This window comes from Luteibacter anthropi (genome assembly GCF_011759365.1).
Lineage (GTDB): Bacteria > Pseudomonadota > Gammaproteobacteria > Xanthomonadales > Rhodanobacteraceae > Luteibacter > Luteibacter anthropi.
This window is the reverse complement of the sequence record NZ_JAARLZ010000018.1, coordinates 1-13,184: the sequence shown is the minus strand read 5'-3', so window position 1 is coordinate 13,184 and position 13,184 is coordinate 1. Positions and strand designations below refer to the sequence as shown.

The window sequence follows — 13,184 nt, the reverse complement described above, 5'->3', positions numbered from 1 at the left end:
AGAGGACCATGAACGAAGACCAGATCCGCGGTGCGGCCAATACCGTAGGCGGCCGTGTGCAGCGTGCCGCTGGTGCCCTTACGGGCGATCACGAACTCGAAGCCGAGGGCGCCGTCCGCGAAACCGCCGGTCGTGTGCAGGCCAAGGCCGGCGAGGCGGTGGAAAGCGTGCGCGAAGCGGTGGCCCACCGTCCGCTCGGTGCCATCCTCAGCGGCTTCGGCGTGGGCATCCTCGTCGGCATGCTGCTGGCTCGCCGCGACTGAGCGAGCAACTCAGCCGACCAGGCAGCGGTCGCGCCCGGCGCGCTTGGCCGCGTAAAGCGCCTGGTCGGCCCGCTCGAAGGCGGTGATGGCGGTGTCGCGCGAGGCAAAGCGCGTGATGCCGCCTGACATCGTCACCGCCACCGGTTTGCCGCCCGCGTGGAAGGCCAGTCTGGCCACGGTGGCACAGAGCCCTTCGGCTGCCGCCAGCGCGGCATCGATGTCCTGGTCGGCAAATACCACCACGAACTCCTCGCCGCCGTAACGGGCCACGAAGCTGTCTTCACCCAGCGCCTGCGTGAGCGTGCGCCCGACAATGCGCAGCACGGCGTCGCCCGCCGCGTGACCGTAGGTGTCGTTGATGGCCTTGAAGTGATCGATATCGAAAGCGGCGACGCAGGCCTTGCCGCCCTGGCGCACCTCGCGCTCCACATCGCCCATACGCCGTTCCCAGGCCAGCCGGTTCGGCAGTTCCGTCAGCGGATCGGTGAGCGCCCTTTCGTGTTCGCGACGCAGGGAGTCCTGCAGGGTGCTCGCCTGGGTTTCCAGTTCTTCCACGCGATGCCGCATGCGCCGCGCCCGGTCGCGGTAGGCCGTCAGTCGCGCATCCTCGCGCTCGCGATGCTCGCGGAAATGGATGTCGATCATGGACAGTCGTTCGCTGACCTGGGCTCGCAGCCCGGCCAGGTCGGTGGCGGCACTTACCTGCTCTTCGAGCAGGCGCATTTCGATGTGGACGCGGGCATCCAGCGTACGGGTCTGGTTCTCACCTTCCTCTGCCTCGCGCATCCCTCCCGTCAGGAAACGGGTGACGTCGCCGAGCCGCGCACCGACTTCCGCCAGCAGATCCTGGAGTCGGGCGATATCTTCACGCAGGGCCTCTACCGTATCGGTATCGCCCGCGACATGGGGAACGTCCAGGGCGGCGACGGCTGCGCTCAGGTCATCCAGCAACGGTTCGATGACATCGACCGACTGGGCCGAGTGCAGGCTGCCCGTCAGGCGGTCGAGCAATGCATCGGCATCGGGACTCTGGCCCCGCGCCAGCAGGGCGAGGCGCAATGCGAGGCGACGCAGGCCTTCCTCCACCTGGCGGAAGTCGTGCTCGTCGCGCTCCATCCGTTCCAGCGCGAGATGGTATTTCCGCTCCCACTGATCCTGCTCCACCCGCGCCCCCGACCCGATCGACGTTGGCGCACATCCTACGCCCCGTTCAGGCCGACGCCACGGTCTGCGCATCGTAGAAATCGCAAAGATCGGCAAACGGCATCGGCCGGCCGATGAAATAACCCTGGGCATGGTCGCAACCGACACCCACCAGATAGTCGAGACTGCCTCCGTCTTCCACGCCCTCGGCCGTCACCCGGAAGCCGAGGCGCTGGCCCAGCTCCACCAGTGAACGCACGATGGTGCGGTCGCTGGCATCGGTGGCCAGCTGGCGGACAAACATGCGGTCGATCTTCAGCTCGCTGACCGGAAGGCGACGCAGGTAGGCGAATGAGGTCTGGCCGATGCCGAAATCGTCGATGGCCACGTCGATACCCATGTCGGCGAAGCGGCGCAGCACGCCGAGCGCTGCCTCCGGTTCGCCGATCACCGCGCTTTCGGTCACTTCCAGTGCGATGGCACGGGCGGGAAGCCCATGCATCGACAGCAGTTCCGCGACGCGATCCGGCAGGCCGATATCACCGATGTCGCGGGCAGAGAGGTTCAGCCAGACCTTGAGCGGACGGCCTTCATGATGCAGCCGTGCCGCCGAGGCGATTCCCCGTGCCAGCACCCAGCGCGTCAGGCGGCCGATATTGCCGGTTTCCTCCGCGACGCCGATGAACTGGTCCGGCGGCACCATGCCGTGACCGGGCCGGTGCCAGCGCACCAGCGCTTCCGCCGCATCGATGCTGCCGTCGGCAAGATGACGCTTGGGCTGGAACCACAGTTCCAGCGCATCGCCGTCGATGGCATCGCGCAGCTCGCTCATCAGCGACAGGCGTTCGGGCCGGTGCGGATCGGTGCATGGGTCGTAGACCTCCACGCCGGCGGACGAGCCGATGGCCGCAAATTCCGCGACCTCGGCACGCCGCAGCAGCGCCGCCGCGCGGTCGCCGTGCGACGGCGCCAGCGCGATGCCGACCGCAGGCCCCATGTCCATGGAAATCTGCGCTTCCTGGTAGGGCTCGGCCAATGCGTCCATCACTCGTCGCGCCATGATCGCGGCCGCGCTGACGTCACCGCCACGTAACCAGATGGCGAACTGCGTATCGGTCACCCGCGCCACGAGATGCCTGCCTGCGATGGTACCCACGCGGCGGCCTGCGTCGTCCATGAGGCGATCGGCCAGCGCGTGGCCCAGGGTCTTCACGATATCGGTGAGCCGGGTCACCCCCACCATGAGCAGCGCGCCGCCGCGATCCGGCTGCATGCCCAGGTCGGTATCGATCGCATCTTCGGCGGCGGCGCGATTGGGCAGGCCAGTTACCGGATCGTGCATGGCCTGATGGCGGATGCGCCGTTCGCGCTCACGCACGGCCTCGCCCATGGTGCGGAACGCCCGGGACAGATCACCGATCTCGTCCTTGCGACTGACCGGCGGAGCATCCTGGTAGTCGCCACCGGCAATGCGCCGGGCCGCTTCGGCCAGCGCTTCCAGCGGACGCGACACGCCGCGCGCCACCAGCCACGACGCCACCAGACCGCCCGCCAGCCCGAGCGCCAGCAGCCCCAGCCACGCACTCCAGATGGCCTTGTAAGGACGCATCGCGTCATCCAGCGAGTAACCCATCACCGCGAGTACGTCGCCGCTGCCGCGCGGCTGTTTCAAGGGCTGGGCCAGCGCAATGTATTCGCGGCCGTTCATGTGCGTGAGGGTGGGTGCACCGGGCAGGCCTTCGCCACGCTCCGCGAAACTCGCGGTCAGCTCCGGCAGCGAATCACCATGGGCGATGACCCGGTAACCATGCGCACCATCGCGCGACACCAGCTCGACGTCGCGCGGGAGTGCGGAAAGCCGCTGCATATGCGCCACCAGCGCATCGTCCAGCGGAATGCTTGCCGCCACCAGGCCCACGGGCTGTGGGGCATACACCGGCACCACCACGACCCAGAACGCCTTGCCGTTCATCACCACCACGGCGGCGGCATGCCCGTCGTACGCTCCCGACACCAGGTCAGGGAAGGCGAATGGCTGGCCGTCGCCCGCCGATGTCGTGGAGTCGATCTGCACGCGGCCATCCAGGCCGATCAGCTGCATGCGCGCCGCGCCGACACGACTGCCATGGTTGCGCAGCACCGACACGATGGTGCCGCGGTCGCGCGTGCCGATGGCCGAACGCAGGGCGTAATCGAGCGACATGATCTGCACGCCGGACGCCACGCGCCCGGACAGGTCGTTCATCTGCGCGACGAAGGCTTCCGCATTCGCCGTGAGCTGGTCGCCCCCCTGCATCAGCAGGTGCCGGCGTGCCACCTCGTAGGCCAGTCCGGCGGTGAGGCCCTGGACGAGGATCAGGGCGGCGACGAAGAACATCGCCAGCCGCGTACGGAAGCCGGGGAGCCGCACGAAACCGTCACATGCCCGGGTGGGTGCGATCCATCGCAGTACGGGGGTCGGGCAGGAGGGGCGCCACCACGAATCGCAACACCGTGTCGCCATTCCCGGCGACGGTCAGGTCCTGGATCGGCAGGGTGATGGCCGGACGCAGCTGCGGATGCCAGGCGTGCGCCATGTAGTGGCCGGCGGGAACGCCGTCCATATGGGCTTGGCCCCGGGCGTCGGTCACGACGAGGTCGGGGTCCTTGGTCACGTACAGGTAGGTGAGCATGCGGTCGTGGATATTGCAGCCCACGGCGGCCACCCCGGTCTTGTCCACTTTGAGTGGCTTGGACGATTCACCCGTGTCCAGCACGAACTCGAAGCGGGCGATGTCGGAAAACGAATAGACCTGGTGGTCGATCTCGTCGCTGTTGCGGAAGACCACGCTGTCACCCGGATGCATGGCCGTGACGTAGGGGTTGAAGGTCTGGTCCTTCTGATCCACGTAGCGGGTGACCGGGCGGATGGCCCGGGCCGGCTTGTCGCCGTCCGGGCTGAGGCTGACCACGGCATCCGGTACCGGGTGGCCATCGACATCGACGACCTCGACGCGGACCGTCCCGGCCTGCGCCAGGGACGCGGAAAGCGCGAACGACGTCGCGACGGCGAACAGGCTGCGCATGGGCTACCTCGCTGATGGGGCGCGTAGCCTAGCCTAGTCGGCAGATCCCGATCTTGGCCGTAATTTCCGGCAGGAAACCCGGCTTCTTACGCTTCGACCAGATGCAGCAGGGGGAACGGACGTCCCTCGCCATCGGTTTCCGAGCGACCACCCACCGTGAAACCACGGGCGCGATAAAAACCCAGCGCATCCGGGTTCTGCTCGTTCACATCGACGGTAAGCGCACCCTTCAGGCCACGCGCGTGGGCCAGCAGCCGCGAGCCGCCGCCCTGGCCGGCGTGCTCCGGATCAAGAAACAGCGCTTCCAGCTTGCTGCCATCCAGGCCCATGAAGCCCAGCGGCTGGCCCTCGGCGGTGGTGAGCACCCAGACCTCGAGCATCGGCAGCGCGCCATCGCGCACGGCGGGAATCAGCCCCTCGATATCGGCCTCGGAGAGGAAATGGTGGGTGGCGCGGACGGAGCGGAGCCAGATATCCAGCAGCACGTCGCGGTCGGCGGGGGTATAGGGTCGGATATTCATTCCCGGGAATATAACCTCATCGAAGGATCTTGCGATCTCCACTGACGTAAAATGCCTTTCATGCGCATTGGTCCCTACGATATCGCGCCGGCCGTGGTCCTCGCGCCCATGGCCGGTGTCACCGACAAGCCCTTCCGCCTGCTGTGCAAGCGCATGGGGGCTGGCCTTGCCGTGTCAGAGATGACCACCGCCGATCCGCGCCTGTGGAACACACGCAAATCGCTGCGGCGCATGGACCACGACGGCGAACCGGAACCGGTCAGCGTGCAGATCGCCGGCTACGACCCGGGCATGCTCGCCGAAGCCGCCCGTTACAACGCCGACAACGGTGCGCAGATCGTGGACATCAACATGGGATGCCCGGCGAAGAAGGTGTGCAACGTGTGGTCGGGCTCTGCCCTGTTGCAGGACGAACCGCTGGTGGCGCGCATCCTCAAAGCCGTGGTCGCCGCGGTGGATATCCCGGTGACATTGAAGATCCGCACCGGCTGGGACCGCGACCACCGCAACGCCCTCACCATCGCGCGCATCGCGGAAGACGCCGGTATCGCCGCCCTTGCCATGCATGGCCGCACGCGGGCCGATAAATACGAAGGCGACGCCGAATACGAGACCATCGCTGCCGTGAAGGCCAGCATCGGCATTCCCGTGCTCGCCAACGGCGATATCACCACGCCGGCCAAGGCGCGCGAAGTGCTCGCCGCCACCGGTGCCGATGCGGTGATGATCGGCCGTGGTGCGCAGGGGCGACCGTGGATCTTCCGCGAGATCGCGCATCACCTGGAAACCGGTGGTTACCTCGCGGAACCCACGGCCACCGAGGTGTGCGACATCCTCGTCGGCCACCTCGAACACCTTTACGCGTTCTACGGCGAGGTGATGGGCGTGCGCATCGCGCGCAAGCACCTGGGCTGGTATGCGAAAGACCGCCCTGAAAACGCGGCCTTCCGCCATGTGGTGAACCGCGCCGAAGACGCGGCCACCCAGTTACGCCTCACGCGCGAGTACTTCGACGCCCTCGCGGCGGGCGTGTCCCTGGCCGCCTGACCGCCCGTCACCTGTAGGAGCGCGCCTTGCGCGCGACAGGCGTGGCAGAAACATCTTCGTTCCGCGATAACCGGTCGCGCGCAAGGCGCGCTCCTACAAAAGCAGGGTGCAGGTTATTTACCGGCCGACGGAATCTCTGCAAACAACTTCACCACCGCCGTCATGTGCAGATCGCCCATGCCTTCGGCCAATGCACGATCAAACACGTCGCGGGCCGCGGCAATCGTCGGCGCATCGGACGCCGATCCGCATTCGGCTACGGTGTAGTTGAAATCCTTGTCGATCAGTCTGACCGGAAACATCGGCTTGAAGTCACCCGCCGTGATGGACGCCATGATGCGCCCGGCGATGACGCTCCATACCGGCGTGGCGGCCATGGCGTCGAAAATGGGGGCCGCATCCACACCGGCCTTCGACAGCATGCCGCTGATTTCCGCCAGCGCCGTCACCTGCACGCCGAGCATGGTGTTCGTCGCCAGCTTCGTCAGCGCACCACAGCCCAGCGGGCCCACCCGTTTCACCGTGGAACCCATGTGCAGGAGCAACGGGGCCGTGGCCGCGCAGGTCTCTTCGTCACCGCCGACGAGGTACACCAGCTGCCCTGCCTCGGCCTGGGGCAGGCTGCCGGAGACCGGTGCTTCGATGAAGCGGACATGCCGTGCGGCCGCCGCTTCGCCAAGCTCACGAATCCAGGCAGGTGAGAGCGTCGAGCTATCGATCGCAATGGTGTCGGATGCGATGCCATGAAGCGCACCGTCGGATGCATCCATCCAGACATGTTTCGACACCACGTCATCGGACAGCATCGCGATGACGTATTCCGCGCCCTTGACCGCATCGCGCGGCGTAGCGGCCCAGGCCGCTCCACGTACCGAAGCATCGATCTCGTCGTTACGGGTGCGGTTCCAGACCGTCACCTCGTGGCCCGCGGCGATCAGCCGGGCGCACATGCGCCGGCCCATGCCACCCAATCCAAGGAATGTCACTTTCATTGTCGCTACTCCGCAAGTTGACCGCCGCCCATGGTGACGCCTTCCCTATGCCGCTGCGATGGCCTGGACGGCATATGTGTCATGCCTTTGCGTCAACAATGCACCGCGCTTACCGGGCCATCCGCGTCGGCGTGTCGTCCGGCAACGCGACACAGGATGGCAAGGCCGCGCGTCCGTAACGCTCCGTGTAGGCACGCACCGTGTCGTAGAACATCTCGTCCGACGGACGGCGGCCAAAGGCATCCGCGTGGCTCGCCTGCGCGACCTGTGCCAGCAGGCTGGCGCATTCGCTGCGATAGCCCAGTTCCAGGAACAAGGCCGCCGCCCGGGCTACGTCGCCCAACGGGGCCGGAGCAAACGAACGGACCCCGGGATCTTCCACCAGCATGCCAGCCTCTCCACAGGCCGCCTTGATCGACAGCGCCTCACGCAGCTTCGCCTCCGCATCCTCGCCCCGGTAGCGGCAGCGATCGCTCCACCAGCTCCAGTAGTGGATCGTATCGCCAAGACCATGCAACGCATCGGCCAGCAGGGTTTCACCGCCCTGCACCGCTTCGTTGGATATCACGAGCACAAGACTCTCGCCCTCGCCCAGGCGAACCTTCGTCGCAGCCACGTCGGCGCCCACGCCCATCGGTTGCGAGCAGGCAACGTACCAGCCCTGCGTGGTTCGTGCAGACGTCGCGGGACGACCTTCGATCCCTGCGGCGCACACCAGGCGGAATGCGATATCGCCTTCGGTGCAGGTCACGATACGGACGAAGCGGCCCTTCGGTAGCGGCTGGCCCGACCGTGATTCCGTCAGCGGCATGAAATCCGCCACACGCAGCTCCGCTCCCTCGCGACGTCCCGTGGTCTCCAGCACGTTGGTGCCTGGCACATAAGCCTGCTGCCATTCCACCTCGCCATCGACATGCAGGCTCAGCAGGTCGCGCTCGTCGTGTGATGGACGCAGCAATCCCGCCTCGCGATCGATGGCGAGACAGGCCAGGGCCGCATCGGCGCGGACCCGCGCAAAACCACGCAGGTCACCGAGTGGCAGGCCGCGCGACGGCGGCTGGCCGTGCGATACGGCCTCGAGCTTGGACAGGTTCACCGTGGGTCGTTCCGGGCGCCTGGGGAGGGGCGCGAGCGCGCGGAGGTTGGCCGAGCGGCCGCCAAGGAGGTGTGAAAGAACCCGTGGGCCGACTTCATGCTCACGGCGCGCGGCGTAGAATCAGCTTTCCGACGACCGACCGAGCGCCCGCCATGAGCGAGAAAGAAGTCCCCGGTATCGAGGAATACGACGCCCCCGCCGGCGGCTGGGGGGCCCTGGGCGCCGTGGCCCGCGCCCTCAGCGGCCAGATGGCGATCGCCCGGGAGTCCATCGCCCTGCACAAGGTCAACCAGCCGCACGGGTTCGACTGCCCCGGCTGCGCATGGCCCGATCCGAAGGAAACCTCCTCCTTCGAATTCTGCGAGAACGGCGCCAAGGCCGTGTCCTGGGAAGCGACCGCCAAGCGCGTGAAGCCCGAGTTCTTCGCAAAGAACACCGTCAGCGATCTATGGAAGCTGACCGACTACACCCTGGAGGGGCTGGGGCGGCTTACCCACCCCATGGCCTACGACCGTGACAGCGACACCTTCCGGCCCATCGGCTGGGACGAGGCCTTCCAGCGCATCGGCGCGGCACTGCGTGCCCTGCCCGATCCGGACATGGCGGAGTTCTATACCTCGGGACGTGCCTCCAACGAAGCGGCCTTCCTGTATCAGCTGTTCGTCCGCGAATACGGCACCAACAACTTCCCGGACTGCTCCAACATGTGCCACGAGGCCACCAGCGTGGGCCTGCCGAAGTCGGTGGGTTCCGGCAAGGGCACCGTGACGCTGGACGACTTCGAGCAATGCGATGCGATCTTCTGCATCGGCCACAACCCCGGCACCAATCATCCGCGCATGCTTTCCACCCTGCGCGAAGCCTCGCTGCGCGGCGTGCCCATCGTGGTGCTGAACCCGATGCCCGAGCGCGGGCTGGAACGGTTCACCTCGCCGCAGCATCCCACCGAGATGCTGACCGGACGCTCGGTGCGCATCGCCTCCACCTATTACAAGGTGAAGATCGGCGGCGACGTGGCCGTGCTCAAGGGCATGATGAAGACCCTGATCGAGACGGACGCCATTGCGCTCACCCTCGGCGAGCCTCCCGTGCTCGATCACGAATTCATCCGGGACAACACGCTGGGCTACGACGCACTCGCCGCCGACGTGCTCGGCACGTCGTGGGCGGATATCGAGCGCAAGTCCGGCCTCACGCAGGAACAGATCGAAACGGCCGCCGACATCTATGCGAAGGCGAACAACGTCATCATCTGCTACGGCATGGGCATCACCCAGCACAAGCACGGCACGGAAAACGTACAGCAGATCGCCAACCTGCTCCTGCTTCGCGGCAACATCGGCCGTCCCGGTGCCGGCATATGCCCCTTGCGCGGACACAGCAACGTGCAGGGCGATCGCACCGTGGGCATCACCGAGAAGCCCAATGCGGAACTGAACGACGGTATCCGCCGCACTTATGGGTTCGAGCCGCCCACCGAACACGGTCACGATGCCGTTGCGGCCGTGCTCGCCATTCGCGAAGGTCGTTCGAAGGCCATGATCGCCCTGGGTGGCAATCTCGCCGTGGCGATGCCCGATACCGATGAAACCTTCGGAGCGATGCGCAAACTCGATCTTGCCGTGCACATCGCCACGAAGCTCAACCGCTCTCATCTGCTCCTGGCGAAGGAATCCTTCATCCTCCCGTGCCTGGGCCGCACGGAGCTTGACGAGCAGGCGACGGGACCGCAGGCGGTGACCGTCGAGGATTCCATGTCGATGGTGCATGCCTCGATGGGCTCGCTGACACCGGCTTCGGAGCATCTGCGCTCCGAACCCTGGATCGTGGCCGGCATCGCCAAGGCCACCCTGCCGGCGACAAAGGTGGACTGGGACCGACTGGTCGGTGACTACAACCTGATCCGCGACGATATCGAGAAGGTGTTCCCCATCTTCTACGACTTCAACCAGCGCGTGAACGTACCGGGTGGATTCCGCCTGCGTGTCGCCGCCAGCGAACGCGACTGGGCCACGCCGGAGAAGCGGGCGCATTTCCTGCTGGCGGCGGGCCTGAACGAAGACGACGCCACGGACCAGGACATCCTGGTGCTCACCACCCTGCGCTCGCACGACCAGTACAACACCACCATCTACGGACTCAACGATCGCTATCGTGGCGTGAGCGGACGACGCGACGTCGTCTTCATGCACGCCAGTGACCTGGCTGCACGGGGCCTGGCGCACGGTGATCGCATCGACATCCATGCCACGGGTGCAAACGTCGCCGATGGCCGCGAACGCGTGGTGCGTGGATTCACGGCCGTTGCATACGACATCGCCGAAGGTTCCGTGGCGATGTACTACCCCGAAGGCAATGCGCTCATCTCGCTGGAAAACCACGACGCGGCATCCGGCACGCCCACCTACAAGTCGGTGCCGGTACGCATCGTCGCCTCGACGCTTCCTGCCAGCAACACGCGCAGGAAGCCATCGCATGCATGACGGCCCGCCGCTGTCCGGCTGCGCGACACGCACCATGTGGCGTTACGAGGCCGGTCACGGCACGGACGCCACCGACCGGTTAGCCGAAGAAGTTCCGGTCGCCATCCACCTCGATGGTGACAGTTTCGCCGTGATGATGGCTTCCCCACTGGATATCGAGGACTTCGCGCGAGGCTTCGCACTGACCGAAGGCCTGCTTTGCTCCGCCGACGACATCGCCGCCCTCACCGTCGAACACCTGCTGGAAGGCATCAAGGTCAACATCGAATCCCGTGCAGGAGCGCGCCTGGCGCGCGACCAGCCGGCACGTACCCTCCCCTCCCGCACCGCCTGCGGCATCTGCGGCACCCGCGACCTGGAAGACGTGATCCGTCAGCCGCCGAACGTAGGCACCGGCCCTGTCCTGCATCCGACCACGATCCAGCAGGCCCTACAGTCCATCGGCCCGCACCAGCACCTCAACACCGTCACGGGTGCCGTGCACGCCGCGGCATGGTTCGATACCGGGGGCAACATCACGCTGATCCGTGAAGACGTCGGCCGCCACAACGCGCTCGACAAGCTTATTGGGGCGATGCTCGTTGCCAACGTTGATCCGCAGGCAGGCTTCGCCCTGATCACCAGCCGCGCCAGCTATGAAATGGTGACCAAGGCCGCGACGGCGGGGATCACCACACTGGTGGCGATCTCAGCGCCGACGGCGCTGGCCGTGCAGCTGGCCAAACGTTGTGGCGTGACGCTGGCAGGGTTCGCGCGGCCCGGGCGGTTCAACGTGTATTCGCATCCCCAAAGAATCCAGCCCGCGCACAGCCCCCTGTAGGAGCGCGCCTTGCGCGCGACCGGCGGTGCGAATGCGTTGAAGGGTCTCGCGACAACCGGTCGCGCGCAAGGAGCGCTCCTACAAGGTGTTATTGCGGCGGCGGAGGCTGTCTTTCACATCCACGTCGAACAGTACCTTCGTCGCCGCCGTGTTCAGCCCGGGAATATCGAACACCAGCCCATCCTTGCTGGGCAGCCGCTCCCTCAGGGCCAATAACTGCACGCGCGGCACCTCCAGCCTCCACTCATGCGCCGTGCCAGCCAGCACGCAGGCATCCCGCTCCGTCGCATCGATGGCATAGCGCATAGTGAACGCCTTGCCGAAGGCGGTGGAGCCGAGCAGCGCCACGTTGTCGAGCAGCTCGATCAGTTCGTCTTCATTGATCCGCACCCGGATCGTGTCGTTTTCCAGCTGCACCCTCATGTGTTCGCCTCGCGCCATTCGTCCGGTGTATTGCAGTTGACCAGCCACCGTGTGTCCAGTGTGTCGAGCGGCAGGTGCGTTGCCTTCAGGCACGAGAGAAGGGTGCCTGGGGATCGTTCGGATGACGGTCGTTCCATCAACTGCTCCACAAGCGCCCTCACCTCATCGTCGAGATCAAGGACGAAGGGCAGCGGATGGCCCTGCCAGTTGGCGGCCGCCCCCGCGCATTCCAGCAAGGGACGCAGGACGGATACGCACAATCCCGGCATGTCCACCGGGACCACGAGCCAACGGCCATCGGGGAGGAAAGGCGCGGCGCTGGCGATGCCGCCGAGGGGGCCGGCGTTATCGAAGTGATCGGGAATGCCGCCCGGGCGAGAACCGCTGACCACGACCAGGTCGGCACCGGCGTCACGGAGTACCTGGGACGTGCGATTCAGCAAGGTGGTGCCGTCGATTTTCAGCAGGGCCTTGTCGTGGCCCATGCGGGAGGAGCGGCCGCCTGCGAGGATGAGGCCGCCAGTCAGGGGTTGCAGGGCGGTGGCTTGGCGGTTGGGCATGGGGGAAGGATAGCGCGCGCGACCACCTGCTTGTGTAGGAGCGCGCCTTGCGCGCGACCGGTTTTTGCGATCACGCCTCACGCTCATCGTTCGCGATCATCTCCATTCCTTCGCTTCGTCCGGTCGCGCGCAAGGCGCGCTCCTACACATGCAGGAATCTCGCGCAGAAACCGATACCTCGCATCCTCCCGACCGTTTCTGCCTATTCGCGCCTACAACGGACGCCCTATATCGCCACCCCATCCCACGGGGCACGCTGCTCGCCAGCGCGTCGACGCGCGCCTCCCGAACCCCACATCCGCAGCGCACAGGAGAGCGACATGGACCACAATGCGATGGGCACGGACCCCTGCGATAGCCAGAACGACGCCATCTTCAACACCACCACGCAGAAGCGCACGCATGTCGACCCACGGACGGGCTTGTTCGAGGCACTGGTGCCACTGCAAAAGATCACCGGCAATGCCGGACAGGGCCCGGTCATGGACCTGAGCCTGTACTACTCCCCTGTGGTGAACAACATGGCCGCCCTCGGCGATGGCTGGTCATTTGCCGTCACCACCTGGTACGAGAAGAACGACGACCTCACCCTGCATACCGGTGAGGTGATCGACGTCAAGAAGGGTGCAACCTTCAAGAACGCCGCCGTGAAAATCACCTGGACGGACAACAACACGACCATGACGGTCGAACGCACCGACGGCCGCGTGGAAACCCTCAAGAAGCAGGGTGACAGCCAGATCTGGGTGCCGCAGAAATTTACGACCGACG

At 66.1% G+C, this 13,184-nt stretch carries 13 protein-coding genes; 5 read left to right on the top strand and 8 right to left on the bottom strand.

Going from position 1 to position 13,184, the window contains the following annotated elements:
* Positions 1–8: 8 nt before the first annotated feature.
* The gene (locus HBF25_RS21650; RefSeq protein ID WP_166952847.1) at positions 9–263 is read left to right on the top strand and encodes a CsbD family protein; all 255 of its coding nucleotides are present in this window, start codon (positions 9–11) and stop codon (positions 261–263) included.
* 9 nt (positions 264–272) lie between these two features.
* Here HBF25_RS21650 and HBF25_RS22580 read toward each other — a convergent pair whose 3' ends face one another.
* The 4 genes from HBF25_RS22580 to HBF25_RS21630 form a co-directional block, all read right to left on the bottom strand.
* Entirely contained in the window at positions 273–1,427 is a 1,155-nt protein-coding gene (locus tag HBF25_RS22580) for a diguanylate cyclase domain-containing protein (protein WP_166952845.1), read from the bottom strand.
* 46 nt (positions 1,428–1,473) lie between these two features.
* Positions 1,474–3,816: an EAL domain-containing protein gene (locus HBF25_RS21640; RefSeq protein WP_166952842.1), complete on the bottom strand. Its 2,343-nt coding sequence runs from the start codon at positions 3,814–3,816 to the stop codon at positions 1,474–1,476.
* A gap of 7 nt (positions 3,817–3,823) precedes the next feature.
* Complete coding sequence (locus HBF25_RS21635; RefSeq protein WP_166952839.1) at positions 3,824–4,471, bottom strand: cupredoxin domain-containing protein; 648 nt, start codon at positions 4,469–4,471, stop codon at positions 3,824–3,826.
* Positions 4,472–4,557: 86 nt separating this feature from the next.
* Positions 4,558–4,992: an acetyltransferase gene (locus HBF25_RS21630; protein WP_166952836.1), complete on the bottom strand. Its 435-nt coding sequence runs from the start codon at positions 4,990–4,992 to the stop codon at positions 4,558–4,560.
* Between the two features lie 60 nt (positions 4,993–5,052).
* Here HBF25_RS21630 and dusB point away from each other — a divergent pair, with 60 nt between their 5' ends.
* A complete protein-coding gene (gene dusB / locus HBF25_RS21625) occupies positions 5,053–6,039 on the top strand; it encodes a tRNA dihydrouridine synthase DusB (RefSeq protein WP_166952833.1) in 987 nt (328 codons plus the stop codon).
* A gap of 113 nt (positions 6,040–6,152) precedes the next feature.
* Here dusB and HBF25_RS21620 read toward each other — a convergent pair whose 3' ends face one another.
* On the bottom strand, positions 6,153–7,031 hold the full coding sequence (locus HBF25_RS21620) for an NAD(P)-dependent oxidoreductase (RefSeq protein ID WP_166952830.1): 879 nt from the start codon (positions 7,029–7,031) through the stop codon (positions 6,153–6,155).
* Positions 7,032–7,140: 109 nt separating this feature from the next.
* On the bottom strand, positions 7,141–8,127 hold the full coding sequence (locus HBF25_RS21615) for a glycoside hydrolase family 15 protein (protein WP_166952827.1): 987 nt from the start codon (positions 8,125–8,127) through the stop codon (positions 7,141–7,143).
* A gap of 152 nt (positions 8,128–8,279) precedes the next feature.
* On the opposite strand from HBF25_RS21615, the gene HBF25_RS21610 reads away from it, so the two are divergent.
* Together HBF25_RS21610 and fdhD are read left to right on the top strand one after the other, a co-directional pair.
* Positions 8,280–10,610 (top strand): FdhF/YdeP family oxidoreductase, encoded by a 2,331-nt coding sequence (locus HBF25_RS21610; RefSeq protein WP_166952824.1) that lies wholly within the window; start codon positions 8,280–8,282, stop codon positions 10,608–10,610.
* Complete coding sequence (gene fdhD, locus HBF25_RS21605) at positions 10,603–11,430, top strand: formate dehydrogenase accessory sulfurtransferase FdhD (protein ID WP_243853372.1); 828 nt, start codon at positions 10,603–10,605, stop codon at positions 11,428–11,430. The genes HBF25_RS21610 and fdhD overlap by 8 nt, the downstream gene beginning before the upstream one ends.
* Positions 11,431–11,508: 78 nt before the next feature.
* On the opposite strand, the gene HBF25_RS21600 is transcribed toward fdhD, so the two are convergent.
* A complete protein-coding gene (locus HBF25_RS21600) occupies positions 11,509–11,853 on the bottom strand; it encodes a hypothetical protein (RefSeq protein WP_166952821.1) in 345 nt (114 codons plus the stop codon).
* A complete protein-coding gene (mobA, locus tag HBF25_RS21595; RefSeq protein WP_166952818.1) occupies positions 11,850–12,413 on the bottom strand; it encodes a molybdenum cofactor guanylyltransferase in 564 nt (187 codons plus the stop codon). Before mobA ends, HBF25_RS21600 begins: the two co-directional genes overlap by 4 nt.
* 320 nt (positions 12,414–12,733) lie before the next feature.
* Between mobA and HBF25_RS21590 the strand changes: the two genes are divergently transcribed.
* Positions 12,734–13,184: hypothetical protein (locus HBF25_RS21590; RefSeq protein ID WP_208392722.1), on the top strand; the 451-nt coding region annotated here is incomplete at its 3' end.

Bases quoted from the DNA above. Each gene is read 5' to 3' on its own strand.
- HBF25_RS21630 (WP_166952836.1), bottom strand. From the start codon at position 4,992: ATGAATATCCGACCCTATACCCCCGCCGACCGCGACGTGCTGCTGGAT.
- HBF25_RS21635 (WP_166952839.1), bottom strand. From the start codon at position 4,471: ATGCGCAGCCTGTTCGCCGTCGCGACGTCGTTCGCGCTTTCCGCGTCC.
- fdhD (WP_243853372.1), top strand. From the start codon at position 10,603: ATGCATGACGGCCCGCCGCTGTCCGGCTGCGCGACACGCACCATGTGG.
- HBF25_RS21610 (WP_166952824.1), top strand. From the start codon at position 8,280: ATGAGCGAGAAAGAAGTCCCCGGTATCGAGGAATACGACGCCCCCGCC.
- mobA (WP_166952818.1), bottom strand. From the start codon at position 12,413: ATGCCCAACCGCCAAGCCACCGCCCTGCAACCCCTGACTGGCGGCCTC.
- HBF25_RS21650 (WP_166952847.1), top strand. From the start codon at position 9: ATGAACGAAGACCAGATCCGCGGTGCGGCCAATACCGTAGGCGGCCGT.
- HBF25_RS21620 (WP_166952830.1), bottom strand. From the start codon at position 7,031: ATGAAAGTGACATTCCTTGGATTGGGTGGCATGGGCCGGCGCATGTGC.
- dusB (WP_166952833.1), top strand. From the start codon at position 5,053: ATGCGCATTGGTCCCTACGATATCGCGCCGGCCGTGGTCCTCGCGCCC.
- HBF25_RS21600 (WP_166952821.1), bottom strand. From the start codon at position 11,853: ATGAGGGTGCAGCTGGAAAACGACACGATCCGGGTGCGGATCAATGAA.